Origin of the sequence: Fulvitalea axinellae (assembly GCF_036492835.1) — a bacterium.
In the GTDB taxonomy this organism is placed as follows: Bacteria; Bacteroidota; Bacteroidia; order Cytophagales; family Cyclobacteriaceae; genus Fulvitalea; species Fulvitalea axinellae.
In genome coordinates, this window is record NZ_AP025314.1 from 1,336,728 (window position 1) to 1,361,226 (window position 24,499).

Annotated in this window: 23 protein-coding genes; 16 read left to right on the forward strand and 7 right to left on the reverse strand. The window is 48.3% G+C overall.

The features are described 5' to 3' along the window. Positions 1–194: 194 nt before the first annotated feature. The 4 genes from lpxB to AABK39_RS05430 all read left to right on the forward strand — a co-directional run bounded on the left by lpxB (position 195) and on the right by AABK39_RS05430 (position 3,012). Complete coding sequence (gene lpxB, locus AABK39_RS05415) at positions 195–1,304, forward strand: lipid-A-disaccharide synthase (protein WP_338393896.1); 1,110 nt, start codon at positions 195–197, stop codon at positions 1,302–1,304. A 171-nt stretch (positions 1,305–1,475) separates the two neighbouring features. Next, the gene (locus AABK39_RS05420; RefSeq protein ID WP_338393897.1) at positions 1,476–1,892 is read left to right on the forward strand and encodes a hypothetical protein; all 417 of its coding nucleotides are present in this window, start codon (positions 1,476–1,478) and stop codon (positions 1,890–1,892) included. 237 nt (positions 1,893–2,129) lie between these two features. Further along, a complete protein-coding gene (locus tag AABK39_RS05425; protein WP_338393898.1) occupies positions 2,130–2,420 on the forward strand; it encodes a hypothetical protein in 291 nt (96 codons plus the stop codon). Between the two features lie 100 nt (positions 2,421–2,520). Continuing rightward, positions 2,521–3,012: a hypothetical protein gene (locus tag AABK39_RS05430; protein WP_338393899.1), complete on the forward strand. Its 492-nt coding sequence runs from the start codon at positions 2,521–2,523 to the stop codon at positions 3,010–3,012. Positions 3,013–3,057: 45 nt separating this feature from the next. Here AABK39_RS05430 and AABK39_RS05435 read toward each other — a convergent pair whose 3' ends face one another. Further along, positions 3,058–4,314 carry an aspartate kinase gene (locus AABK39_RS05435; RefSeq protein ID WP_338393900.1) on the reverse strand — a complete coding sequence of 419 codons (1,257 nt, stop codon included), beginning with the start codon at positions 4,312–4,314 and terminating at the stop codon, positions 3,058–3,060. A gap of 263 nt (positions 4,315–4,577) precedes the next feature. Here AABK39_RS05435 and fbp point away from each other — a divergent pair, with 263 nt between their 5' ends. Continuing rightward, complete coding sequence (gene fbp, locus AABK39_RS05440) at positions 4,578–5,615, forward strand: class 1 fructose-bisphosphatase (protein ID WP_338393901.1); 1,038 nt, start codon at positions 4,578–4,580, stop codon at positions 5,613–5,615. 144 nt (positions 5,616–5,759) lie between these two features. Further along, positions 5,760–6,053 carry a hypothetical protein gene (locus tag AABK39_RS05445; protein WP_338393902.1) on the forward strand — a complete coding sequence of 98 codons (294 nt, stop codon included), beginning with the start codon at positions 5,760–5,762 and terminating at the stop codon, positions 6,051–6,053. A gap of 75 nt (positions 6,054–6,128) precedes the next feature. Here the strand turns inward: AABK39_RS05445 and AABK39_RS05450 are convergent, their stop codons facing one another. The 5 genes from AABK39_RS05450 to AABK39_RS05470 form a co-directional block, all read right to left on the reverse strand. Continuing rightward, complete coding sequence (locus AABK39_RS05450; RefSeq protein ID WP_338393903.1) at positions 6,129–7,826, reverse strand: sodium:solute symporter family protein; 1,698 nt, start codon at positions 7,824–7,826, stop codon at positions 6,129–6,131. Further along, entirely contained in the window at positions 7,823–7,984 is a 162-nt protein-coding gene (locus AABK39_RS05455) for a hypothetical protein (RefSeq protein ID WP_338393904.1), read from the reverse strand. The genes AABK39_RS05450 and AABK39_RS05455 overlap by 4 nt, the downstream gene beginning before the upstream one ends. Position 7,985: 1 nt before the next feature. Continuing rightward, positions 7,986–10,472 carry a PIG-L family deacetylase gene (locus AABK39_RS05460; protein WP_338393905.1) on the reverse strand — a complete coding sequence of 829 codons (2,487 nt, stop codon included), beginning with the start codon at positions 10,470–10,472 and terminating at the stop codon, positions 7,986–7,988. A 205-nt stretch (positions 10,473–10,677) separates the two neighbouring features. Beyond that, on the reverse strand, positions 10,678–11,787 hold the full coding sequence (gene dprA / locus AABK39_RS05465; RefSeq protein WP_338393906.1) for a DNA-processing protein DprA: 1,110 nt from the start codon (positions 11,785–11,787) through the stop codon (positions 10,678–10,680). Between the two features lie 73 nt (positions 11,788–11,860). Further along, positions 11,861–12,157 carry a 2TM domain-containing protein gene (locus tag AABK39_RS05470; protein ID WP_338393907.1) on the reverse strand — a complete coding sequence of 99 codons (297 nt, stop codon included), beginning with the start codon at positions 12,155–12,157 and terminating at the stop codon, positions 11,861–11,863. A 271-nt stretch (positions 12,158–12,428) separates the two neighbouring features. On the opposite strand from AABK39_RS05470, the gene AABK39_RS05475 reads away from it, so the two are divergent. The 5 genes from AABK39_RS05475 (at position 12,429) to AABK39_RS05495 (ending at position 17,160) form a co-directional block, all read left to right on the forward strand. Next, entirely contained in the window at positions 12,429–13,691 is a 1,263-nt protein-coding gene (locus AABK39_RS05475) for an asparagine synthetase B (protein ID WP_338393908.1), read from the forward strand. Positions 13,692–13,793: 102 nt separating this feature from the next. Continuing rightward, entirely contained in the window at positions 13,794–14,426 is a 633-nt protein-coding gene (locus tag AABK39_RS05480) for a DUF6134 family protein (protein WP_338393909.1), read from the forward strand. Positions 14,427–14,540: 114 nt separating this feature from the next. Further along, complete coding sequence (gene nadA / locus AABK39_RS05485) at positions 14,541–15,545, forward strand: quinolinate synthase NadA (RefSeq protein ID WP_338393910.1); 1,005 nt, start codon at positions 14,541–14,543, stop codon at positions 15,543–15,545. 125 nt (positions 15,546–15,670) lie between these two features. Beyond that, positions 15,671–16,939, forward strand: coding sequence for a peptidase U32 family protein (locus AABK39_RS05490; RefSeq protein ID WP_338393911.1), 1,269 nt, complete (start codon positions 15,671–15,673; stop codon positions 16,937–16,939). After that, positions 16,936–17,160 (forward strand): ferredoxin, encoded by a 225-nt coding sequence (locus AABK39_RS05495; RefSeq protein WP_338393912.1) that lies wholly within the window; start codon positions 16,936–16,938, stop codon positions 17,158–17,160. The genes AABK39_RS05490 and AABK39_RS05495 overlap by 4 nt, the downstream gene beginning before the upstream one ends. 83 nt (positions 17,161–17,243) lie before the next feature. Here the strand turns inward: AABK39_RS05495 and pgi are convergent, their stop codons facing one another. Further along, positions 17,244–18,896, reverse strand: a complete 1,653-nt coding sequence (gene pgi / locus AABK39_RS05500; protein WP_338393913.1) for a glucose-6-phosphate isomerase — start codon at positions 18,894–18,896, stop codon at positions 17,244–17,246. 449 nt (positions 18,897–19,345) lie between these two features. Between pgi and cmk the strand changes: the two genes are divergently transcribed. From cmk to nqrC, 5 genes are all read left to right on the forward strand, one after another. Further along, on the forward strand, positions 19,346–20,026 hold the full coding sequence (cmk, locus tag AABK39_RS05505; RefSeq protein ID WP_338393914.1) for a (d)CMP kinase: 681 nt from the start codon (positions 19,346–19,348) through the stop codon (positions 20,024–20,026). Positions 20,027–20,190: 164 nt separating this feature from the next. Further along, positions 20,191–21,078 carry a 4-hydroxy-3-methylbut-2-enyl diphosphate reductase gene (locus tag AABK39_RS05510; protein WP_338393915.1) on the forward strand — a complete coding sequence of 296 codons (888 nt, stop codon included), beginning with the start codon at positions 20,191–20,193 and terminating at the stop codon, positions 21,076–21,078. Between the two features lie 126 nt (positions 21,079–21,204). After that, complete coding sequence (locus tag AABK39_RS05515) at positions 21,205–22,563, forward strand: Na(+)-translocating NADH-quinone reductase subunit A (protein WP_338393916.1); 1,359 nt, start codon at positions 21,205–21,207, stop codon at positions 22,561–22,563. Between the two features lie 9 nt (positions 22,564–22,572). Continuing rightward, positions 22,573–23,790: an NADH:ubiquinone reductase (Na(+)-transporting) subunit B gene (locus AABK39_RS05520; protein WP_338393917.1), complete on the forward strand. Its 1,218-nt coding sequence runs from the start codon at positions 22,573–22,575 to the stop codon at positions 23,788–23,790. Then, positions 23,777–24,490, forward strand: coding sequence for an NADH:ubiquinone reductase (Na(+)-transporting) subunit C (nqrC, locus tag AABK39_RS05525; RefSeq protein WP_338393918.1), 714 nt, complete (start codon positions 23,777–23,779; stop codon positions 24,488–24,490). Before AABK39_RS05520 ends, nqrC begins: the two co-directional genes overlap by 14 nt. The last annotated feature ends 9 nt before the right edge of the window (positions 24,491–24,499 follow it).

Below are 24,499 nucleotides of genomic sequence, written 5' to 3' on the forward strand. Positions count from 1 at the left end.
GTATCTGTCCTGTCAATGACGAAAAGGTTCCGGAATCCGGAGCCTTTTTTTGTGCCGATACGTTTGTCCCGTTTTCGTTATCAGGCGGACGTTGGCAAGGATAATCTCGTATCTTTGCGGATTAGAACCGAAAAAAAATCTGGGGCGGGCATTTTCCTAAACCCGAATACCCGCTCCGTATCTTATATTTCGATATGAAATACTACATCGTGGCGGGAGAGAGGTCCGGAGACCTGCACGCTTCCAATTTGATCAAATCCATCAAGCAACGCGATTCCGAAGCCGAGTTCCGCGGATTCGGCGGCGACTATATGGCTTCGGCCGGCGCCGAAATCAAAGTACATATCCGCGATTTGGCTTTTATGGGCTTTCTGGAAGTCTTGTTGGGGATTTTTAAAATCACGAAGTTGATGAAAGTCTGCCAGCGAGATGTGCTGGATTACCACCCCGATGTCCTGATCCTTGTCGATTACGGCGGATTCAATATGAAAATGGCCAAGTGGGCAAAGAAAAACGGCGTGAAAGTGTACTATTACATCTCGCCGAAAGTTTGGGCCTGGAACACCGGCCGGGCCAAAAAGCTCAAAGCCACCGTAGACGAGATGTTCGTGATTTTGCCTTTCGAAAAGGAGTTTTTCAAACAATTCGATTGGGATGTACACTATGTGGGCAATCCGGTAGTGGATGCCGTACGTGCGCATGTACCTTCTGGTGATTTTGTGAAAAAAAGTGGTCTGCCCGCCGACAAGCCGATTATCGCCCTGTTGCCCGGAAGCAGGAAGCAGGAGCTGATACATATGCTCCCTATGTTTGCGGAAGTGGCCCGCCAAAACCGTGACCTTCACTTTGTGGTGGGTGCGATTAAATCGTTGGATACTGAGCTTTACGCTCCGGCGCTCAAAGAACCGAACATTAGTCTGGTTTACGACAAAACATACGACCTGTACGAAGTCGCAGACGCCGGCATTATCACTTCGGGTACGGCGACTTTGGAAACGGCCCTTTTCGGTTTGCCGCAAGTGGTGGCTTATCGTGGTAGCGCCATTTCTATTTGGATTGCCAAAAAAGTGGCGAAGATCAAGTTTATCTCTTTGGTGAATCTTATTGTCGGCAGGGAAGTGGTTCGTGAATTGATCCAGGAAGACATGACGCCAGAGAGCATGACCTCGGAATTGCGCAATTTGTTGGGCGGAGAGCGCAGAGATGAGGTTTTTGAAGGATACCGTGAACTGAATGAGGTTTTGGGAGATACAAGAGCCTCGGATAAAGCGGCTGAGACGATGTTACGCTTATTGAGAGGATAGCCAAATAACTAAAGATGGAGTGGATGTGGTGATTCGAAGTATTATTTTTAATTATATTTTAATAAGTTTTTAGTTGTTGCTATTGTGCAAAAATATCCACCTTGTTTTCTGGGTGGATTATTTTTTTTATATAAATTATGTCTTAAGAAATGAACACTTTCCTCAGCCAACATGAAATCCAAGCACCTCATTTTCTTAGCATTTTTAATGGTGGCCTCTTGTGCCAAAGTGATCCACGACCATGGAAAACAGGGCGTTGTGGGACAAGTGCATGATTTTTCGGAATCGAAGTTTGGAACCCAAGCCAAAGTCTGCGTTTATAATTTGACAGACGTAAACGAACTTGGCGTAGGGGATTTTTTTGAGACTATCCCCGCTGAGCTTATCAAAGTGGCGAAAGTCGGGGAAAACGGAAATTTTAAGATCAATTTGGCTCCCGGTCGTTATTCCTTATTCCTCAAGACCCCTGATGGTTATATGAAAGGTGCCGTTTCCTCGGAAGGGCATGTAAATGAGGTTCGTGTCAAAAATAATTCGTTCGATTCGCTTACTCTCTCGATGCCGACAAGGCAAGGAATCAACATGTAATAATTTGTTCGATTTTACCTATTTACATTCGTAGGCTTTTCTTTCTAGCGAAATTTTTTAATATTTCATGATCGTTTGTTTTGTCATGTGAGGGGTTTGTAATTTGCTGAGTTTTTTTATTTCAAAAACAAAGGTGTCTCTCGTTTATTGTTCATCAAAGTCCTCTCTTTTCGGAGGTTCATTGCCGAACTTGTATTGCGCAAGGCGAACGAAATTTGATCACTAATAAGAAAATAAATGAAGAAGCTGTTTGCGAGTCTGCTCAAGCCATTCCAGTCACGGTACAGTGTTGTTTTTCGGATGTACCATGTGATCCCTGGCCAGCCAATCAAGGTTAAGAAGAAAGTTCAGGAATTTGAGAAAGGGGACAAAGAAGCTGCTTTTGCCTATTTTCAGAAGACGGTGAAAGCCACCGGCGCCAGCAAAATCGTTCCTGTGGAAATAGAGTTGTTGAAAGGCCGTAGGGTGTCCAAGAGGAAGCAATTTGGCCCGGTGGGCGATATTAAGAAATTGGAGTTGGTGGCCTAAAAACTTGGGCCGTCGAATACGAAAAAGCTAAAGGCGCTCCGAAAAGGGCGCTTTTTCTTTTATCTTCCCGGCATTAATCGACTAGCGCAGTTATATGTCTATGAAGTTTTCGAATAGCAAAGATTTTCTCAATAAGCTGAATACAAAAGTTTTCGCCTTTATCTCCATCCATATGGCGGGTTTTCTGGTCTTGTATATTATGCAGGAAAACGGAACGCTGAAGCCTTTGTTGGAAGGTGATGCGCGGAAGACCGCCGATACGGCCAGCTTGGTCTTGTTGGTTGTTTTCTTCGTGCTTGGTTATATGGCGCACGCCAAGGAAATCAAGAAATCGTTGGAGGTGGAGGACTTGCGTGAGAAGTTGTTGATTGCGAATACGGCCACCATAAAGAAATACATATATTTCACGGTTGGGGCCCTGTGCCTTATCGCCGGTTTCGCGGTTTCGGCCCAGCCTTATTACGCCGGGGTTTACGCCCTTACGTTAATCGTGGTTTCGACAAGTATTCCTTCGGCGCATCGCATTGCGCGTAAGCTTAAGCTTGATCGTGAGCAGGGGCTGAAAGTGTTGGATAATGATCCGATAGATTGATTTGAGATTTCCCGCCGTAGATGCCTACGGCGGGAAGTCACTTTTTTATGATTCGCTTACCACAAACTGGCAAAGCGATTTGGTCCGCTGTTCCAATACGGCTTCTTTATTCGCCAAAGCGGCTTTCAACGCGTTGCTGGTTGGATTTTTTACAGTGACTAAGCTGAGCTCCGTGTGTGTTTCCATCTCGAAATCCTTCTCAAGATCCTGTTTCGCTTTTTGGAACTTAACCGAATCCCAATCGGCGCAGACCGACACGGAAACTGCCGTGTTTTGGGTTAAATTGATACGGATCCGGTGCTCGGCCAAAATGTGGAAAATCTTCCTCAGGCTCTCTTCCTGCACAAAACTCAAGTCCTTAACCCTAATGACCATCAACGCTTGTTTGTCTTTGAACATAAAACAAGGAATGGGTTGCTCAGAGCCTTTAAGGTGAATAACCGTCCCTTTTTCGCCCGGTCTTTCGAAGGAACGAACCTTTAGCGGAATATTCTTATTAGCCAGTGGTTTTATGGTTTTCGGATGAATTACCGAGGCTCCGTAAAAAGTCATCTCGGCGGCTTCCCTGTACGAGATCGCTTCGAACTTGGCGGTGTCACTGATTCTTTTCGGGTCGGCGTTTAGGATGCCGGGCACGTCTTTCCAGATCGTCACGGAGTCGGCGTTGAGGCAATGGGCAAAGATCGCCGCACTGAAGTCGGAGCCTTCCCGGGCCAAAGTAGTGGTGTTATCAGACAGGTCACTGGCTACGAATCCTTGTGTCACCACGATGTTCTCTTTCAGGATAGTGGGCAAATTCAGCTTCAACAGCTCTTCGGTGACTTCCCAGCGTACTTTGGCGTCTTTGAATACGCTATCTGTTTTTATATACCGTCTGGCGTCTATCCACTCGGCTTTAAGTTGTAACTGGCGCAGATACCCGGCGATGATTGTGGTGGAAATCAATTCGCCGTACGGTACGAACTGATCGTAAGCTTTTCCTTGCTCCGCAAATGTTTGGCGCAGAATCAGTTCGGCATGGCCGAAAAGCGACTCAATCGCCAAAAAAGTTTCGTTTTCATCGGAAGAAAAAAGATCTTGGATAATATTTCCATGATAATCTTTTACAGCCTGCCATTCCCGCTGGTAATCTTTTCCCGCTTCGCGTAATTCAAGAACTCTTTCCAGTGCGTTGGTGGTTTTGCCCATGGCTGAGACTACTATTATCAGTGGCCCGTTGTCGTGGGCTTGGATAATGCTCCCCATGTTTTTTACCGCCTCTGCGCTTTTGACGGAAGCTCCGCCGAATTTGAATACTCTCATCTTGCCTTGTTTTGCCAACTGTGCTTGCCGAATCGGATCGGCTTTACGGCGCCGAAATTACCTAAAAACGGCGGGATATTTTTTTGGAAAAGGTAAATATGAACCTGGAATCTGATTTTTGTTGTAGATATGATAATACAGAAACGTTTTCGGTTATTTTTTTCATAAATATTAAAAAAAACAATGATGGATTTTTACGGAATTTATAACAAGATTGTGCCCGCTCAGCTTAATTATACACTCACAACCAAGCCAAATACAACATGGCATTGACGAATATCCACTTGCCCATCGGAATTCCGTTGGACCGTTTTATCAAAAAGAAACAGGAGGATTTTCCCTTCGCTACAGGCGAACTTTCCCAACTCTTGAGAGATATCGCTTTAGCGTCGAAGATTGTAAACCTAGAGATAGCCCGGTCCGGACTTAGCGGTTTGGAAGGGGCCTTCGGAACCCAAAACGTACAGGGAGAATGCCAGCAGAAGCTGGATATACTGGCCAATAAGTGCTTTATCCGGGCGCTAAAAAGGGGCGGGGAGGTTTGCGCACTGATCTCCGAAGAAAACGAAGGTGTTATTGACCTTGGAAACACGCAAGGGAAGTACGTGGTGGCTATGGACCCGCTCGACGGTTCGTCGAATATAGACGTAAACGTGTCGATTGGAACCATTTTCTCAATTTACAGAAGAGTTTCCGAAGTCGGGGGACCAGTCTCCGAAGCGGATTTGCTTCAGCCGGGAACCAAACAAGTGGCCGCTGGGTATACGCTTTACGGTTCTTCCTGCATGCTGGTCTACACAACAGGAAACGGCGTAAACGGCTTTACCTACGAGCCTTCGCTTGGTGAATTCTTTTTGTCACACCAAAATATCCGAATTCCTGATAATCCGACTTATTATTCTGTGAACGAAGGGGCGTATCGGTCTTTTGGGGCGGATACCAAGGCCTTTATCGAATACTGTAAAGACCGCAGGATTTCGGCTAGGTACATCGGTTCTTTAGTGGCCGATTTTCATAGGAATTTGCTGAAAGGCGGAATTTATATTTATCCTAAAACGGCCGCTCAGCCTAATGGTAAACTTCGTTTGTGTTATGAATGTAACGCTCTGGCGTTTATAGCGGAACAGGCCGGCGGTGCGGCTAGCGATGGCATGAACCGGATTATGGAAATAGGACCGGAAAAGTATCATCAGCGTTCACCGTTTTATGTCGGAACCAAGGCGATGGTTAACGAGGCTTGCGGTTTTATAGACTTGGGAATGGTGGAAAGCGCCACCAGAAAAATGCCTGGCGAAAGATGAAGAAGGTTGAATAGAATAACGAAATGGTGTTCTGTTTTCATCATTCATTCACGAAAAGATTACATGGGGCCTAAATCTGTCAGGTTTAGTTTTTGCTACTTTGTATTCGGATCGTTTCTGTATAAAACTAAATCACAGATAATTATGGCCCGACCAAAAAAAGAGCAAAAAGAGAAAACTATTGACAGCGTTTGCGAAGCCGCCTTGGATAAGTTTAAGAAAATGAACAAGCGCAAAGGCACGCACGGAGAAATCATCGAAAAGCTGGAATTTTGCATCGGAAGCTATCGTTACGACAAAAATCCGCAAGGTCTTGTCGAATTTGGCCATAAGGCTAGCGAGATCTTAAAAGGTGAAAAAGCCCGCCACGACAAGAGTGTAGCGCAAGGCCTTATCGATGATCTGGATTCGGCGATTTCAGCCCATACTAATGCGTAAACATTTACGCAGGAGTTAAAAACAAAAACGGTCGCCAAAGTGGCGACCGTTTTTGTTTATTATAAAGCTAGTTGCTTACGATCTTTTCAGATTTTTCGCTTTTGCCGACACTTGAATAGCTACCGAAATCACAACTACCAATACGCAACCGATGGCGTTAAACCAGAGGTAGCCGATGTCCGTAGTGATTTTCAATGCCAGAACAATGATTTCAGAAACCAAAGCCGCCAAGAAAACGGCCTTCCCTTTGACGAATTTCACAAAAAAACCTACAAGGAAAATACCCAGTATTGTTCCGTAAAAAAGGGACCCGAGGATATTCACGGCTTCTATAAGATTGTCGGCCATATAGGCTAGTGAGGCAAATATCAAAGCCAAGATTCCCCACATCGCCGTGATGACTTTTGAGGCCCGGATATAATGCTCTTCGGAAGCTTCCGACTTAAACCACCGTTGGTAAATATCGACAGTGGCTGTGGAGCCGAGCGCGTTCAGTTCGCCGGCGGTGGATGACATGGCAGCCGAAAGTATAACGGCGAGCAAAAGTCCGATTATCCCGTTTGGAATGTATTTCATCACGAATGCGATAAACACATAATCGGATTCTTTGGATCTGATTTCGACATTGGCGTCTGAGATAAGACTACGGGTGTCGGCGCGTAAAGTCCGGATTTTTTCTTCGCTGGCGCTTAGTCCTTGTCTCGCTTTTGTTAAGGCTTCCGGGTTTTCTGCCCGGATGGCGCTTAGGTAATTCTCAACGTTTGATTTTTTTTCCTGAAATAACTGCTCGTGCCTGCTCTCCAGTTTTTCCCAATCTGCGGCTTTTTCGGATTGCCGAACGCTTTCGGCTGTCGCTTGGTCGAAATAAACGGGAGGTTTTTCGAATTGGTAAAAGACAAACAGGAATACGCCGGTAAGGAGTATGAAAAACTGCATCGGGATTTTCATCACTCCATTAAAAAGCAGTCCGAGACGGCTTTCCTTAAGGCTTTTTCCGGAAAGGTAACGCTGGACTTGCGATTGGTCCGTACCGAAATAAGACAAAGCGAGAAAGAAGCCGCCCGTCAAGCCGGACCAAATCGTATATTTGCTGTCAAGGTCTAGTTTGAAATTCAGGGCTTCCATTTTGTTCATTGCGCCGGCCAGGCTCAAAGCTTCGCCGAAGCTGAGGCTGTCGGACACTCTGTTGAGCAGGATAAAGAAAGCGATAAACAAGCCGAGGAAAATTACGCTCATTTGCCATTTGTGCGTAATGCTGACGGCCTTTGTTCCGCCCGAGACGGTGTAAATGATTACCAGCGTGCCCACCAACAGGTTGGTAAGTCCCAAATCCCAACCGAGAGCGGTGGAGAGAATTATGGACGGAGCGTAAATGGTAATGCCTGCGGCAAGTCCTCTTTGGATAAGGAAAAGCGAGGCAGTCAGTGTCCGGGTAGACGGATTGAAGCGGTTTTCCAGAAATTCGTAGGCCGTAAATACGTTAAGCCTGTAAAATGCGGGAAGGAATGTCACGCACAGAATAACCATGGCGATTGGTAAGCCAAGGTAAAACTGCACGAAGCCCAGTCCCGATTCGTAACCAAGCCCCGGCGTGGAGAGGAAAGTGATGGCGCTGGCTTGCGTAGCCATTACCGAAAGGCCGATCGTTGACCAGTTTTCCTCTTTAGCTCCGAGATAACCTTGGATACTTTTGTTTTTGTATGTTTTCCACGTTCCGTACGCCACGATTCCGAAAAGTGTAGCGAACATCACTATCCAGTCGAGCGCGTTCATTTATATGTCTCCGTTATGAAGTAAAACAAAAGGATAAAGAAGACCAATGCGCCCAGCACAAGTCCGTAGACAGGAGCCCATTTCCTGTTATCGTCGGCTATGGCTTTTTGGCCGTCGGCCAGTCCGGGCTTTTTCTTTTCTTCGACTATGGTTGCCATATCAGCTGTTTTTGCCATGGTTCTTCATGTTCAGAAGGTTGACGAAAAGCCTGTACGCGCCCGGTACGCCCGCCGGCAGTTGGCGGAAAAACGAAATGCCGGTGTAAGTGAAGGTCCCTTTTCCGTAATGGCTTACGATTAGCGAGCCGTCGCGGGCGGGTTCGCCTTTGTCGTGCCAAGAAAGGATTGGCGTGAATGCGCCGTCCCATTTGTTGGCGAAGTAGAGCCCCCGTTCCTGTACCCATCCGTCAAAATCCTCTGGAGTGAGTTTGTTCGGAGTATTCAAGGCGGGGTGGTCGGGGCGTAGGAATTTGACTTCCGCATCCTCTTCGGTTACCCGTTCTCTGGAAATCGTAAACGGAAAAGGCCCGATTTCCTTTGTTTTGAGCCTGTGTGCGGTGTTGTACTGCACGATGAGATTTCCGCCGTTTTTCACATACTCCAAGAGCGACCCGTTTCGTGCGGCCAAGGCTTCGTTGATATTGTAAGCCCGGATACCGACAATGATCGCTTCGAACCCGTCAAGGGGAACGGCGCCCAGACTTTCGGCTGAAAGTTCCGTAACTTCGATTCCGATCGCTGACAAAGCTTGCGGTATCTCATCGCCGGCGCCGGAGATGTAGGCTACTCTCTTGACGTTGTTTTTTACGGGAAGGTGCACAAATCGGCTTTCGGCGGACTCAAAGAGCGTCTGTTTGCTGATATGAGGATAATCGATGGTCAACATTTTCTTGTCCATCGTCTTCCCTCTCGATTTGATCATGGCTTTCGGAGTGGCCAGCGTCGCTTTTTCCGAAGGTTTTACGAAGAAAGAGAAAGTTTTGGCTTTGCCTTTTTTCAAATCCGAAATTTGGATGGAAGCTGGTTCCGAAGCCCATTCAGAAGGCAAATCCAACGCTAACGTACCTTCGAGTCCGTTTTCGTCAAACGATTCAACGGTTACTTTAACGTCAAGTCCTTTTTCTCCGAAAATGTAAACGCTTTTGCCAAAAGAAATCGAAGCTCCGTCGCTGATAGTGAGTTTGGACGACAGTTCTCCAAGAACCGGGTTGGCGCTCATATAACGTAGCGGAACCTTTACGGGCAAATCGTATCCATTTATAGCGAGGTTGGCCGTGATGTCGAAAAGTTCCGGATTTTCGGGCCGGCCGATTAGCTGTTGGTTGTTTACGTCGTATGTGTATTCGTAAGGCTTAGCTAGCCAATATGGTTGCGAGTTTTTCTGGGCGGTACTAAGCGAGATGTTTTTCTTTTCGAAAATATTGGGACTCAAAGTGGTCTTGAGCCCGAGGTCTTTTCCGTCCGCGACAACGCTTTCAAGCTTTACTTGAAGTGGCGAGCGCTGGATGATTTCCAAAGAGGCGTCGATATCCGAACCGGCCAAAACAGTGGCGTTTTTCGGCTTCGCAACAGCGTAAACACCAAGGCAATCCGAAATCAGCTCGTTGATTTTTGCGGTTTTGTGATCTGTCCACACTGATTTCTCGGCTTTCTGAACTCTTTCCCTAAGTTTAAAAAGGGCGTCTACGCTAACGTATGGTTTTTCCGAATTGAAATCGGAAATGATCTTTTCGATTTGTTTCTGGATTTTCGAATCGCCGGTTCTGGCCCAAGTTGTGCTGACGCCGTCCATAAAGTCGGAGGAGTAAGCTTCGCCGAGTTTCAGTTGCAGATATTCGGTTTGGGATCCTCTGCTCAATGAGGCTCCAAAACCTTGGCTACGGTGTTGGCTCCGGCTCAAGGAAGCGATTTCGTTATGGGACTTGCCCAACAATGCGTTGTAAGTTCCGATATCCACGGCGCAAAACTTCTCGGGCGAATTTTTCACCTTTTCTGGCAAAGTTTTGTCCCACCAAGTGGACATGTTGTGGAACAGTCTTTTCGTTTGCCAAACGCTCACCTTGTCGAGTTGCTCGGGGAAGGCGTTTTTGTCGGCGGCAAGTTTGAAGGCTTCTTCAGCCAAAATTGCCGATGCCGTGTGGTGCCCGTGCCCGGCGCGTTTGTCCGGCGGAAAACGGGTTACGATAACGTCTGGTTGGAAGCGTCTGATATTCCAGACTACGTCGGCCAAGATTTTGTCTTTGTCCCAAAAACCGAAAGTTTCGTCCGCCGATTTCGAGTAACCGAAGTCTACGGCTCTGGTAAAATACTGTTCTCCGCCATCGGTGCGTCTAGCTTCCAGTAATTCTTGCGTACGGATAATGCCTACGCCTTTCGGGCCTTTTTCGGTTCCTATCAGGTTTTGGCCACCATCGCCGCGGGTGAGTGACAGGTATGCGGTTCTGTATTTTCTGTCGTTGGCGGACCAAGCAATGAAACGTGTGTTTTCGTCGTCCGGGTGCGCCGCGATATACATCACGCTACCCAAGACGTTCAGTTTTTTTAATTCCAACAGTATTTCGGCGGAATTTCTTTGCTGAGCTTTTAGGCACAGCGGAAACAACAGCGACAATGCGATCAGCACGGCCGAACTCCCTCTTTTACTCATCGACTCTATGTGGTTTGGATCAAAGTTTGAAACGTAAAAACTCCCGTTTCCGAAAAGTCATACCCTGTGTATACGGATGTTTAGGATTTTTGACTGAATGTTGAGCGATCAATTTGAGCTTTTTCCTTTTGAAAAAACAAAATGCCGAAACGCAAATGTCCGGCATTAATCTGAAGGGAATCTATCGTTTATGTTTTTTTACAGGTTAAAAACAGCTTTTCAGGCTGACGGCGTGGCCGGGGAGCATTTTTACCAAGCCTTTGAGCTCAAGTTGCAAAAGTACCGAAGAGACGATATGCACGGGCACACCGGAGGCCCAACTGAGGTTGTCGAGGTGGGTTTGCCCGCCTTTTCTTTGGAGAGTTTGCAAAAGGCCTTTTTCGGTATCGGACAAGTCTGGCCGTTGCTCGAATTTTATTTTGATTTGCTTATCGGGAGCGTTCCAGTTCATTATGTATTCCAAATCGGCTACCGATGTCATAAGGTGTGCTCGCTGGGTTCTGATCAGTTTGTGACAACCGATAGAATAAGGCATGTCGATTTTTCCCGGTACGGCGAAAACCTCCCTGTCGTAGTCGTTGGCTAGGTTTGCCGTAATCAAAGCTCCGCCTTTTTCTCCCGCTTCCGTCACGATTACGGCGTCCGATAGCCCGGCGATCAGCCTGTTACGGGCGGGAAATCTTCTTGGGTCAGGTTGGGTGTCGAGCGGATTTTCTGTCAAAATTCCGCCTTGTTCAACCATGCGTTTGGCTACGGGAAGATGGTTTTTTGGGTACATGACGTTTATACCGTTGCCCATCACGCCGATGGTGTCTAAGCCGGAATCAAGAGCAGCTTGGTGCGCCGTAATATCGATTCCGTAAGCCAGCCCGCTTACGATAAGCGGGGAGTGTCCCCGCAGGTCTTCCACAAATTCCCTTGCGACGTTTCTTCCGTAAGATGTCGCTTTTCTCGTTCCGACAATCCCGAGGATTTTTTCCGCGTTTAGGTCCGCTGTTCCTTTGTAATAAAGAACCAGCGGGCAGTCTTGAATTTGGGAAATACGGGTAGGGAAATCCGGATCGGAATAAGTGATGACCTGAACGCCCATTTTGTCGCACCGTTCCAGCTCACGGCGAGCCTCGTCGGTGCAATTAAGCGCGTTTTTCACCAAAGTGGCTATTTTCGGTCCTATACCCGAAAGTTGGGTGAGTTTTTCGGGTGGAAGTTCTTTGATGTGTTCCAAGCTTCCGAAATAGCTGATAAGTCTGCGGACGGTAGCGCCCCCAATGCCTGCTACCAGGTTCAGGGCTACCAAAAATTCTTTTGACAGCATAAAGAAACCGTATGATTACTTTGTATGCTGGTCAAAGCACTTGCCAAAAGCGGACGTTTTCCTCGTTTGGGCTTTAAAGTTTTCCCCCGTTGCGCTTTTTTTCCTTTTCGATGATTTTCCTAAGCTGTTTGTCTTCCCAGTCGCGGCCCAACAGGCTGATATCTCCGAAGACTTTGATGCCGTGGAAAACAATGCCGAGTCCCCAGCCGAGGGCCACCCAGCCTACCCAAAGATTTTGCGGATCGTAGTTGACGTTGATAATGGCTAAAAAGGCCAGAATAATGAGATAGGAGGCCAAATTGGTGTAGAACCCTTTCATCTGCATGACACGGCGGTGGGCTTTTCGGTAAAGTTCGTCGTCGGTTTTCATGTTTTTTTGTTTTTCTTTGAAGCTACAACATGCGGTAATGGGTGGAGGGTTTTGTTTTTTATACGTTCTGTATGCCTTCTCGGAGGTTTTGTATGGAGAAAAGTCGAAACTTTTGGCCGTTTTTAGGGTAAGGAAACTGTAGCGGGCGAATAAGCTCCGGCTCAAGTATTGAGTGGTATTTGGAAACAAGTGTCCTGACGGTGCCGCGTTTTTGTTTTCATTCCTTAAATTTATCGTGTTGGCCCCGGGGGCGAATAGAATTGAGAAGACCATGAGAAAACTCTCCATAACATTACTTTTGATTTTGGCCGTTAGCGCGTCGGCCCTCGCTTCGAGAATCCTTATTCCGATGGATAAGGAGCAAACCAATCACCTGAAAGCCTATGGATTGGCGTATTGGGTGATCGCCCAGGGCGAATCGCTGGACTGGTTGCTGAATTTTCGCGGAGGGAGTTTTTTGCTGAGGCATTCCCAAAAGTTTGAAAACGAGCTGATAATCCGTGGCGTGAGTTATGATGTGATTTCGGAAGGGGAAGCCGGAAGGATAATCGAGGGAATCGCCGACCCGTCGTCGAATATGGATTTGATGAAATTGGAAAAGGAACCCCGGATCGCGGTTTATTCCCCGAAAAACAAACAGCCGTGGGACGATGCCGTAACCTTGGTCTTGACCTATGCGGAAATCCCTTACGATGTGATTTTTGACGACGAAGTGATGCACGGCGAACTCAACAAGTACGATTGGCTCCACTTGCATCATGAAGACTTTACCGGGCAATACGGAAAATTCTACAATAATTATAGATACCAACCTTGGTACATCAAGCAACAGCAGGAGTTTGAGAATTTAGCAAGAAAACACGGGCACTCGAAGGTGTCGCACCTGAAGCTTGATGTCGTTAAAAAGATCCAGGCGTTTGTGGGAGCCGGCGGTTTTCTGTTTGCGATGTGTTCCGCAACCGATACTTTCGATATCGCTTTGGCCGCCGACGGAACGGATATTTGCGAAAAAATGTATGATGGCGACGGAGCGGATCCGAAAGCGCAGAGTAAGTTGCGATTCGAAAACACTTTGGCCTTCAAAGATTTCAAAATCAAACTGAACCCATTAGAGTACGAATTTTCGAATATAGACCAGCAAGATCGCGAACGGGGGCTTTCCGAAACGAACGATTTTTTCAACCTGTTCACTTTCTCAGCCAAATGGGATCCCATTCCGACTATGCTAACCCAAAACCATGTGAATACCGTGCGTGGGTTTATGGGGCAGACTACGGCGTACAAAAAGCGCCTTATCAAATCTGATGTGGTGATTATGGGCGAGAATAAGTCTATCGACGAAGCTCGTTACATTCACGGAATCCTCGGCAAAGGCTTCTGGACTTTTTACGGCGGACATGACCCGGAAGATTACAAGCATTTTGTGGGAGAAGAGCCCACGGACTTGAATCTCCATCCCAACTCTCCGGGCTACCGTTTGATCCTCAACAATATTCTTTTTCCGGCGGCGAAAAAGAAAAAACAAAAGACTTGAGGTATTAGTCGTCAAACAAGTCGGCCTTTCAGACGTATCTAAACTGGGGCTGGATTGGTGGAAAGCCCGTTTTCTGATTGTGTGAGGGAAAAACAAGTGCCTATGACCGACGGATACAGAATCATGCTGATGCTTTCGTTTGCCTATGTTTTGGCGTTTTTCCCGACAGGAGAAGCTTGCTCTCAGCGTTTGGAATACGAGATTATTTCTGGTAACTCGCCCATAGGCGTGCTTACTGCCGTACGTTCGGATTCCGCCGGGTTCACCTGTTACCGGCTTACGACCAAAGTGAGGTACAAGTTTATTTTTGACTATAAGATTGATTTTCTTCTGAAAGCCGATTACAAAGACAAGGCTCTTTCATATGCGTTTACGGAAGATGTGGTAGGAAATAAAACCAAACATCGCTCGGAGACGCATTGGACGGGAAGAGGTTACAGTTTTCGCCAATTAGGCGAAGAAGCTCAGCCTTTAGACCTCAACCGTATCGGTTATTCGGTAGCCAAACTGTACTTTGAGGCGCCTCCGGCTAATGCGTTGTATGTTTATTCCGAAAAACACGGGAAGAATTTCCCGCTCAAAAGGCTGGGGCCTCACAAATACCAAATGTCTCCCAAAAAAGGTCAGACTAACGTTTACGACTTCGACGCTCACGGAAGGTGCAAAAAAGTGAGCGTGAATAGGGGCGTTACGTCTTTTGTTATGCGCCTGAAATCCTCTGTTTCCAAAAAATAAACGGAAAAATCTTTGATTAAGCAATGCAATCGCTGAAACCGGCGTTGTTGATGTGGCGTAAAAAATGATTAACTTTGCGCACATTTCAAAATTGACAACCCGTGGGTAAGCGATATGAGCACTGTGATGAACTCTATTAAGGAAAAAGGCTACGTTGATCAGAAAATCGATAAAAACATTGACTTGGTCGAAGCCATCCGGAAGCTGAAGAAAGAGAAGAATGCCGTGATTTTGGGGCATTTTTATATCACTTCCGAGTTGCAGGAAATTTCCGACTTTGTCGGCGACAGCCTTGGGCTGGCTCGAGAGGCCTCCCGCACCGACGCCGATATCATCGTGTTCCTTGGAGTCCATTTTATGGGCGAGACAGCCAAGATCCTTAACCCCAACAAGAAAGTTATCCTTCCGGATCTGAACGCCAGCTGTTCGTTGGCCGAATCGGCGCCCGCCGATGCCTTCAAGGCTTTTAAAGAAAAATATCCGGACCACAAAGTACTGTCTTACATTAACTGTACGGCCGACATCAAAGCGCTTTCCGATGTGATCGTGACTTCGTCAAATGCCGTCCAGATTGTGGAGTCGTTTCCGAAGGACGAGAAAATTATCTTCGCCCCAGACAAAAACTTGGGAAGCTACATCAACAGCTTGACCGACAGGGAAATGGTGCTTTGGGATGGCGCTTGCATCGTTCATGAGCGTTATTCTCTCGAAAAAATCCTTAAGATGAAGGAGGAGCATCTGGACGCTGAGTTTATCGCTCACCCCGAATGCGAGCAACCATTGCTTATCGTAGCGGATTATGTAGGATCCACCACGGCGCTTTTGCGCTATTCTACGGAGGTCAGTAAAGCGAAGAAATTCATCGTGGCTACCGAAAGCGGTATCCTGCATCAGATGAAGAAAGACGCTCCGGACAAAACCTTCATTCCGGCCCCGTCAATCGACGCCACTTGCGGTTGTAACGATTGCGAGTTCATGAAGCTCAACACTCTCGAAAAACTTTACAATACCCTTAAATTCGAATTGCCCGAAATCGAGTTGACCGACAAGCAGATCGAAGAGGCCAAGAAGCCTATCGAACGCATGTTGGAGATCTCGAACCGTTTGGGTATCAAATAATTTTTGGGGAAATATTGAGATGACCGACCCGGAAATTGGCTGTTTTTCTGCCAATATTCGGATCGGTTTTTCGTTCATGGTCCGGAAGTCCCTTACTGGTCAACCGGACCGAAACCCTTTCAATAATGGCAAACACTACCCGGCCACCAAAACGAAATATTGAACTGATGGCTCCCGCCGGGGGCTTCGAACAGCTGATGGCCGCCATTCAAGGCGGTTGCGATTCCGTGTATTTCGGAGTCGAACAGCTAAACATGAGGGCGCGAGCCACCATGAACTTTACGGTTGACGATCTGCCAGAGATCGCCAGAAGGTGTGACGAGCACAACGTGAGAAGCTACATCACGCTTAACACCATTATCTACGACCACGACATCACATTGGTGAAAGCCATTGTGGATAAGGCCAAAACGGCTGGAATTACGGCGATTATCGCTTCTGACCAAGCCGTAATCGCTTACGCCCACAGCCAAGGCGTTGAGGTTCATATCTCGACCCAACTTAACGTTACCAACGTTGAGACTGTGAGCTTCTATTCGCATTTCTCAGACGTGATGGTATTGTCGAGGGAGCTTAGTCTTATCCAGATGAAAAAAATCTGTGACGAGATCAAGCGCCAGAACATTACCGGTCCTTCGGGGAATTTGATCGAAATCGAAGTGTTTGCCCACGGTGCGTTGTGCATGGCCGTTTCGGGCAAATGTTATCTGAGCCTTCATTCCCATAATGCTTCGGCCAACCGTGGCGCTTGCGTGCAGAACTGCCGTCGCCAATACAAGGTGGTGGATATGGAGGAACCGGATATCGAGTTCGAAATGGACAACGAGTATATCATGTCTCCGAAAGACCTTTGCACCATCAATTTCCTGGACCAGCTATTGGATACGGGCGTGACGGTGCTGAAGATCGAAGGCCGGGGAAAAGCCGCCGATTACGTTAAGACTGTGACTGAATGTTACCGCGAAGCGATCGACAGCTATTTCGACGGAACGTATAGTGCTGAAAAAGCGCAGGCTTGGATGGATCGCATGAGCGAGGTTTATAACCGCGGATTCTGGGGCGGATATTACTTGGGCAAAAAGCTCGGGGAATGGACGGATACTCCGGGATCGAAGGCCACGAAAAAGAAAGTTTACTTGGGGCGCGGGTCGCATTATTATCCGAAAATCGGTGTGGCCGAGTTTAAGCTCGAAAGCCATAAGCTGAAATTGGGAGACAAAGTGCTGATTACAGGACCGACTACAGGCGTGTTGGAAACGGAAGTGGAAGAGCTTCGTCTTGACAGAAAACCTGTGGAGGAAGTGAGCAAAGGCGACGTGTTCTCCATGCCGATAGGCGAGGTGGTTCGCGAATCGGACAAATTGTATAAACTGGTAGACGCCAACGAGGCATGATTACGATAATCCACCAGCGAGACAAGTGCATCGGATGCAACTATTGCGTGGAATTGGCGCAAGAACGGTGGCGGATGTCCAAAAAGGACGGCAAAAGCGTATTGCTTGGAGCCAAAGACAAGCGTGGATTCTGGAGCGTGAAAGTAGGCGAGGACGAGTTGGAGGAAAATCAGCGGGCGGCCGAAGCCTGTCCGGTGAATATTATCCAGATTAGGGAATAAGGGCTGAAAAGCTTTTGGGATATAAAGAAAAACCTCCGGTCGAAAGGCCGGAGGTTTTTTGTTAAGCGTAAGGAAGTGGCGATTTACTTGCGCATATCCTTGAACGCGTTGATAAGTCCGTTTGTCGAAGCGTCGTGAGTGTTTACTTCCTCGTCGCCTTCGAGTTCCGGGAGAATGTTTTTGGCCAATTGTTTGCCAAGCTCCACGCCCCACTGGTCAAAGCTGAAGATGTTCCAGATAACGCCCTGTACGAAGATCTTGTGCTCGTACATGGCGATCAGGCTACCGAGGGTTTTCGGCGTAAGCTTTTTGATAAGGATAGAGTTGGTTGGTCTGTTTCCTTGGAAAACCTTGAACGGAACCAGCTCTTTGTATTCATCCTCGCTCTTGCCTTGTTGCTCGAATTCGGCGATAACCTCGGCTTCGGTTTTTCCTTTCATCAAAGCTTCCGTCTGGGCGAAGAAGTTCGCCAAAAGCTTCACGTGGTGGTCACCGACAGGATTTTGGCTGATTGCTGGAGCGATAAAGTCGCAAGGGATCAATTTTGTGCCTTGGTGAATCAACTGGTAGAAAGCGTGCTGTCCGTTCGTGCCCGGCTCGCCCCAGATGATTGGACCAGTCTGGTAATCCACGGCTTTTCCGCCACGGTCCACGTACTTTCCGTTGCTTTCCATATCACCCTGTTGGAAGTAGGCGGGGAAACGGTGCATGTACTGGTCGTAAGGAAGAATGGCTGTAGACTCCGTTCCGTAGAAGTTGTTGTACCAAACTCCCAACAAAGCGAGGATAGTGGGCAGGTTCTCTCCGAGTTCGGCTTCTTGGAAGTGCTTGTCCATTTCGTAAGCGCCGTCCAGTAATTGCTCGAAATTGTCGTAGCCGATAGTGCAGGCGATTGATAAACCGATAGCCGACCAAAGCGAATAACGTCCGCCAACCCAATCCCAGAACTCAAACATGTTCTTCGGGTCGATGCCGAAATCAGTTACCGCAGCCTCGTTTGTGCTCAGGGCCACGAAGTGCTTCGCGATTTGCTTTTCGTCGCCGGCGGCTTTCAGGAACCATTCGCGTGCTGTGTGGGCGTTGGTCATAGTTTCCTGCGTAGTGAAGGTCTTCGAGGCGATCATGAACAAAGTCGTCTCCGGATCCACTTTTTTAAGCGTTTCGGCGATGTCCGTTCCATCCACATTCGAGACGAAATGCGTTGTGATGTTCTCTTTTTTGTATGGCCTCAAGGCTTCGGTAACCATTACCGGGCCCAAATCCGAGCCGCCGATACCGATGTTCACGATGTCGGTTACGGGCTTGTCAGTAAAGCCTTTCCATTCTCCGCCGGTTACCAAGTCGGCGAAGTGTTTCATTTTGGCCAGAACGTTGTTGACTTTTGGCATCACGTCCTCGCCGTCTACTTTCACCTCAACACTTTCGCGGTTACGCAAAGCGGTGTGCAATACCGCACGGTTTTCGGTCTGGTTGATGGCCTCTCCGGCGAACATTTTCTTGATGGCCTCGTCCACTTTGCACTCTTTGGCTAGCGCCACAAGTTTTTCTACCGTGCCTTCCGTAATGATATTCTTCGAGAAGTCGACGAGAATATCCTGGAAAGCGACTGAGAATTTTCCGAAACGTTCCGGATCCGAAGCGAAAAGTTCGGTCATCCGTGCGTCTTTCATCGTCGCGAAGTGTCTCTCAAGTTCGGCCCAAGCGCCGGTTTGGGTAGGATTAATGTTTTCCAGCATGATGTTAAGATACAGTCGTATGCGTTATGGTTAAATAAGTCCTCTGTAAGGAATGTGTTTACCCGTGGAGTAGGAAAAATACCTACGGGCAAAAATAAGCTAAGCGCCGAAAGTTACGTTTACGCTGGCGTATTAAAGAATGATTTGTGTCATCTTTTCCGATATAGGAACGATGAAGCTCCGCAAAATTCCAAGGCGCTGACTTGGGGAGGAATATATTCCTTATATTTGCGGGCGAGGGGACGTGTTCCGGCGCAGGGGAAAAACATCCATTTATCAATCATACCAGTAATGAGAAGGATTTACTTGCTAGCCATAATGCTATGTGCGGGGTTGTTGTTTGGCGGGTGCTCGCAGAAGGGCTACCATAAGCCGAAAAAGAGAAAACCGCCGAAAATGGGCAAACCGTTGCCGTGCCCTTTAAAAGACTGTTGATCAAAAAAAATAACATGAGCAGGATAGTTGTCGCCATCGACGGGCATTCCGGTTGTGGGAAAAGCTCGACGGCCAAGGCTGTGGCCGCCGAGCTAGGCTACGCTTACATCGACACCGGAGCGATGTACCGTTGTGTCACCCTTTATTTTTTGGAACACACCATAGATCTTTTCGATGCGGACCAAGTGTCGAAGGCCCTTGCCGAAATCGAGATCTCTTTTCGGTATAACGATGAGCTGAAGCGTAACGAGACTTATCTGAATGGCAAATGCGTGGAGGACGAGATCCGCAAGATGTACGTTTCGGAGAAAGTTAGCGACGTGAGCGTGATCAAGGCCGTGCGTGAGGATATGGTGGCCCAACAACGCAAAATGGGACGCGAGAAAGGCGTGGTAATGGACGGGCGTGATATCGGAACGGTAGTGTTTCCCGATGCCGAGCTGAAGGTGTTCATGACTGCCGACGTGGAAGTTCGCGCCGAGCGCCGTCGCAAAGAATTGTTGGAAAAAGGGGAAGACGCCGATTTGTCCAGAATTGCGGAGAATTTCCGTTCCCGTGACCATATTGACTCCACAAGGGCCGAAAGCCCGTTGCGCAAAGCCGAGGACGCGTTCGAATTGGACACTTCCGAAATGGATTTCCAAGCCCAAGTGAATCGCGTGCTGGAAGAGGCCGAAAAGAGAATAGCCGGCTGAATCGCTACGTCGACATAAAGGTATTTGACTGACGCCGCATTATGCGGCGTTTTTTATGCGGGCTGGGCCGAAAATCCCTTGACCGGTTGGGAATCAGGCCAAAAACAACGAAATTCAGCGACGCCTAAAAGGTGTTGTTTCTGACTAAAAAAACGAAACCATATATGATCGTCGAGATCGACAAGAATTCCGGGTATTGTTTCGGGGTGGAGTTTGCCATAAAAATGGCCGAGGACGAGATGGAATCCGGTGACGGTTTGTATTGCCTCGGGGATATCGTTCACAACGATATGGAGGTGAGCCGGCTTCACGCCAAAGGTTTGCGGATAATCGACCGGGAGGCGCTCCGCAATTTGAGGGATTGCAAGGTGCTGATCAGGGCGCACGGCGAACCGCCGGAAACCTATAAGATGGCCTTGGATAACAATATCGAGCTGATTGACGCCTCGTGCCCTGTAGTGCTCAAGCTCCAAAACAGGGTAAAACACGCTTACGACAAGGCTTCCGAAGTGAACGGCCAAGTGGTCATTTACGGAAAAAAAGGCCACGCCGAAGTTGTGGGTTTGGCAGGGCAGACTTGCGGGGAAGCGATTATTGTCACTGACGAAAGCGATCTCGACTCGCTGGATTATTCCCGCCCGATAGTGCTTTTCAGCCAGACCACGAAAAGCACCAAAGGTTTTTATGCGCTGAAAGCCACGATAGAGGATCGTATCCGTTCAGAAAAAGGCGAGCTTCACGCCTTGGATTTCGACGCCAATGACAGCATTTGCCGTCAGGTGTCGAACAGGGAGCCGCAACTGACCAAATTTTCGCAGGACCACGACGTGATCCTGTTTGTCAGCGGAAAGAAAAGCTCGAACGGCAGGGCGCTCCACGGCGTTTGCAAAGCCAATAACCCAAGCAGTTACTTCATAGAGAACGAAGCCGAGCTGGAATTGGACTGGTTCCGCGATTGCGAGTCGGTGGGGATCTGCGGGGCCACTTCTACGCCTATGTGGCTTATGGAGCGGGTGGCGGAGCACGTACGCGGGCTCGAAGTGCCGGCCTGATACGTACCGGCATGCCGAAAGGTTGCGTGCGGAGGTGGCAAAACCCGCCGGGCAACTATGAATCACGGCTAATTTTCTTAATTTTGCGACGATTTAGACTTACGAATCATCTGATCAATTAATATCATGTCAAAAACCATAAAGCTCAAGCGAGGGTTTGATATTAATCTCGCAGGAAAAGCGGACAAAAAAATCGCTTCCTGCCCTCAGCCTGAAGTTTTTGCGGTAAAACCACTTGATTTTGTGGGAATGCAAAGGCCTAAGGTTACTGTAAAAGTGGGTGAAACGGTGAAAGCCGGTACGCCGGTCCTTTTCGACAAAAAGTTGGAGACCGTAATGTACACCGCACCAGTCAGTGGCGAGGTAGTAGAGATTAAGCGTGGCCTGAAGCGCAGGGTCGAGGAGATCAAAATCCTGGCTGACAAAGAGTTCGCTTACGAGGAATTCAAGGCTTACGGCGCCGGCGACATCGCTGGAATTAGCCGTGAAGAGGCCCAAGAACAACTCACAAAATCAGGCGTTTGGCCACAGATCATCCAGCGCCCTTACGGCATAGTGGCCAATCCGGCCGACACTCCGCGTGACATTTTCGTTTCAGGTTTCGATTCGGCGCCTTTGGCGGCCGACTACGACTTCACGCTGGAAGGCGAGGAGAAATACCTGCAGGCCGGTTTCGATATCTTGGCCAAATTCTCAGGCAAGGCTGTCAAGCTCGGTCTTAAGTCTGGAAACGACAAGGTTTTCAAAGGCCTGAACAACGTGGAAGCCACTTATTTCGACGGTGTTCACCCTGCGGGCAACGTGGGAACCCATATCCACAAAGTTGCGCCGATCAACAAAGGCGAGGTGGTATGGACCGTAAACCCTTACGGTGTGGCGCAAATCGGGAAGCTTTTCATTGAAGGAAAGTACGACGCCAGCAAGGTAATCGCCGTGGCCGGTTCGGAAATCAAGGCCCCGCAACATTACAAGACATTCTCTGGAGCGTGCATCAACAAGTTTATCGAGAATAACATGGAGCAGACTAACGTCCGCTACATCTCGGGCAACGTGTTGACCGGTACGCGTGTGGAAGACAAAGGCTTTTTGGGCTATTACGACAGCCTGTTCACCGTGATTCCTGAAGGGAACGAACACGAGCTTTTCGGTTGGGCTTTGCCTACCACCAGCAAGCTGAGCTTTCAGCGCGCTTTGGGCTTGTTCTCTTGGATCAATCGCAACAAGGAGTACACCCTGAACACCAACACCCGCGGCGAAGCCAGGGCGTTCGTTCAATCGGGAGTGTTGGAGAAAATGGTTCCTATGGACCTTTACCCGACGTATTTGCTCAAGTCGATCTTGGCGCAGGACTTCGAAAACATGGAAGCTCTGGGTATTTACGAAGTGATCGAGGAGGACTTGGCGCTTTGCGAATTCGTTGACGTGTCTAAACATAAGATCCAAGCGATTCTTCGCCAGGGGCTTGACCTTTTGCAATATAGCTGATAGAGAATCATGAAATTCTTAAGAGATAACATTGATAAGATAAAGCCATTGTTCGAGAAGGACGGGAAGCTGGAGAAATTCTACTACCCCTTCGAGGCATTGGAAACTTTCTTGTTCGCGCCGGATCACACGACGCCGAACAAGGGCGCTCACATCCGTGACGCCATCGACTTGAAGCGTTTGATGTCTACCGTGATCGTGGCCATGATCCCTTGCCTTATTTTCGGCATGTGGAACGTTGGTTTGCAACACGATTTGGCTACTGGCGAGACAACTGATTTTATCGGTCGTCTTGGAATGGGAGCGTTCAAAGTGTTGCCGATCGTGATTGTGGCTTACGCTGCCGGTCTCGGTGCTGAATTCGTATTTTCGATCATCCGGAAGCACCCGATCAACGAGGGCTACTTGGTAACGGGTATGCTGATTCCGTTGGTGCTGCCTGTTGACATTCCGCTTTGGCAAGTGGCTTTGGCCAGTATCTTCGCCGTAGTGATTGGCAAAGAGGCTTTCGGTGGTACGGGAATGAATATCCTGAACGTAGCCTTGACGGCTCGTGCGTTCTTGTATTTCGCTTATCCTACCGATATTTCGGGTGAGGTTTGGACATACTTCGGCGACGCTGACGCTATTGCCGGGTACACGGGCGCTACTCCATTGGCCATTGCGGCCGGAGCGAAGGGCAGTGTTGTTGAGGCTTTCTCGCAACTGTCGTATTTGAAAGGCGCTCCATTGTTTGATATGTTCATGGGATATATCCCAGGATCGATCGGTGAGACATCTACTTTGATGTGCTTGATCGGTGCGGCGGTTCTGATCCTTACAGGAACGGGAAGCTGGAAAATCATCTTCAGCGGTTTTGCCGGCGCTTACATCATGGGCATGGTTTTCAATATGGCGAGTACCGGAATGGATCCGAACGCTGAAGGCGCGGCGACTTTCGTGTCGTTCATGCAGATGGCCCCTGTTTATCACTTGGTGATGGGCGGTTTGGCTTTCGGTGTGGTCTTTATGGCTACCGATCCCGTTACGGCTTCGCATACTGAGAAAGGCAAGTGGATCTACGGATTCCTGATCGGTGTGTTGACCGTGATTATCCGCGTGGTGAACCCGGCTTATCCGGAAGGTATCATGCTTGCGATCCTGATCATGAACGTGTTCGCTCCTTTGATCGACCACTACATTGTTCAAGCTAACAAAAACAGGAGGTTACGTCGTGCAACAGTCTAATTCATATATCATCACTTTCGCAATCGCCATGACGGTAATCGTTGGCGGTTTGCTGGCCGGCGCCAACCAGATCCTGAAGCCCGCCCAACAGAAAGCCCTTAAGCTGGACAAGCAGAAGGCGATCTTGGGTACGGTAATCACGCTCAAGGAAGGCGATAACGTGAATGACCTTTTCACTAAGAATATCAAGTCTGAGGTAGTTGACTACCAAGGAAACGTGGTGGAAGGCGTTAAGGCTTCTAGCGTAGTGACGCGGAAGCAGTACAAGCAAAAGGACAAGACCAAGAAGCTTTTCCCTGTTTACAAATACGAGCAGAACGGAAAAGTGGACGCTTATATCTTGCCGATTTACGGAAACGGTCTCTGGAACGAAATCTGGGGATACATCGCACTGCAAGGTGACTTGAAGACGGTAAAAGGCGTAGTGTTTGACCACGCCGGTGAGACTCCTGGTTTGGGTGCCCGTATTACGGAAGGCGCTATCCAGAAACGTTACCAAAACAAGTTGATCTTCGATCAGGACGGAAAGCTCGTTTCCGTAACAATGGTGAAAGGCGAAGGTAACCCGGAAAGCGCTCTGGGCAAGTATAAAGTAGACGGCATGTCAGGTGCTACCTTGACTGCCAACGGCGTAAACGCCATGCTTTACAACTACTTGGACCTGTACCTGCCTTACATCAAGAAGCAGCAGAATAAATAAGGTTTCGAA

Coding starts and splice junctions, on each gene's coding strand:
- lpxB (WP_338393896.1), top strand. CDS start 195: ATGAAATACTACATCGTGGCGGGAGAGAGGTCCGGAGACCTGCACGCT.
- AABK39_RS05420 (WP_338393897.1), top strand. CDS start 1,476: ATGAAATCCAAGCACCTCATTTTCTTAGCATTTTTAATGGTGGCCTCT.
- AABK39_RS05425 (WP_338393898.1), top strand. CDS start 2,130: ATGAAGAAGCTGTTTGCGAGTCTGCTCAAGCCATTCCAGTCACGGTAC.
- AABK39_RS05430 (WP_338393899.1), top strand. CDS start 2,521: ATGAAGTTTTCGAATAGCAAAGATTTTCTCAATAAGCTGAATACAAAA.
- AABK39_RS05435 (WP_338393900.1), bottom strand. CDS start 4,314: ATGAGAGTATTCAAATTCGGCGGAGCTTCCGTCAAAAGCGCAGAGGCG.
- fbp (WP_338393901.1), top strand. CDS start 4,578: ATGGCATTGACGAATATCCACTTGCCCATCGGAATTCCGTTGGACCGT.
- AABK39_RS05445 (WP_338393902.1), top strand. CDS start 5,760: ATGGCCCGACCAAAAAAAGAGCAAAAAGAGAAAACTATTGACAGCGTT.
- AABK39_RS05450 (WP_338393903.1), bottom strand. CDS start 7,826: ATGAACGCGCTCGACTGGATAGTGATGTTCGCTACACTTTTCGGAATC.
- AABK39_RS05455 (WP_338393904.1), bottom strand. CDS start 7,984: ATGGCAACCATAGTCGAAGAAAAGAAAAAGCCCGGACTGGCCGACGGC.
- AABK39_RS05460 (WP_338393905.1), bottom strand. CDS start 10,472: ATGAGTAAAAGAGGGAGTTCGGCCGTGCTGATCGCATTGTCGCTGTTG.
- dprA (WP_338393906.1), bottom strand. CDS start 11,787: ATGCTGTCAAAAGAATTTTTGGTAGCCCTGAACCTGGTAGCAGGCATT.
- AABK39_RS05470 (WP_338393907.1), bottom strand. CDS start 12,157: ATGAAAACCGACGACGAACTTTACCGAAAAGCCCACCGCCGTGTCATG.
- AABK39_RS05475 (WP_338393908.1), top strand. CDS start 12,429: ATGAGAAAACTCTCCATAACATTACTTTTGATTTTGGCCGTTAGCGCG.
- AABK39_RS05480 (WP_338393909.1), top strand. CDS start 13,794: ATGACCGACGGATACAGAATCATGCTGATGCTTTCGTTTGCCTATGTT.
- nadA (WP_338393910.1), top strand. CDS start 14,541: ATGAGCACTGTGATGAACTCTATTAAGGAAAAAGGCTACGTTGATCAG.
- AABK39_RS05490 (WP_338393911.1), top strand. CDS start 15,671: ATGGCAAACACTACCCGGCCACCAAAACGAAATATTGAACTGATGGCT.
- AABK39_RS05495 (WP_338393912.1), top strand. CDS start 16,936: ATGATTACGATAATCCACCAGCGAGACAAGTGCATCGGATGCAACTAT.
- pgi (WP_338393913.1), bottom strand. CDS start 18,896: ATGCTGGAAAACATTAATCCTACCCAAACCGGCGCTTGGGCCGAACTT.
- cmk (WP_338393914.1), top strand. CDS start 19,346: ATGAGCAGGATAGTTGTCGCCATCGACGGGCATTCCGGTTGTGGGAAA.
- AABK39_RS05510 (WP_338393915.1), top strand. CDS start 20,191: ATGATCGTCGAGATCGACAAGAATTCCGGGTATTGTTTCGGGGTGGAG.
- AABK39_RS05515 (WP_338393916.1), top strand. CDS start 21,205: ATGTCAAAAACCATAAAGCTCAAGCGAGGGTTTGATATTAATCTCGCA.
- AABK39_RS05520 (WP_338393917.1), top strand. CDS start 22,573: ATGAAATTCTTAAGAGATAACATTGATAAGATAAAGCCATTGTTCGAG.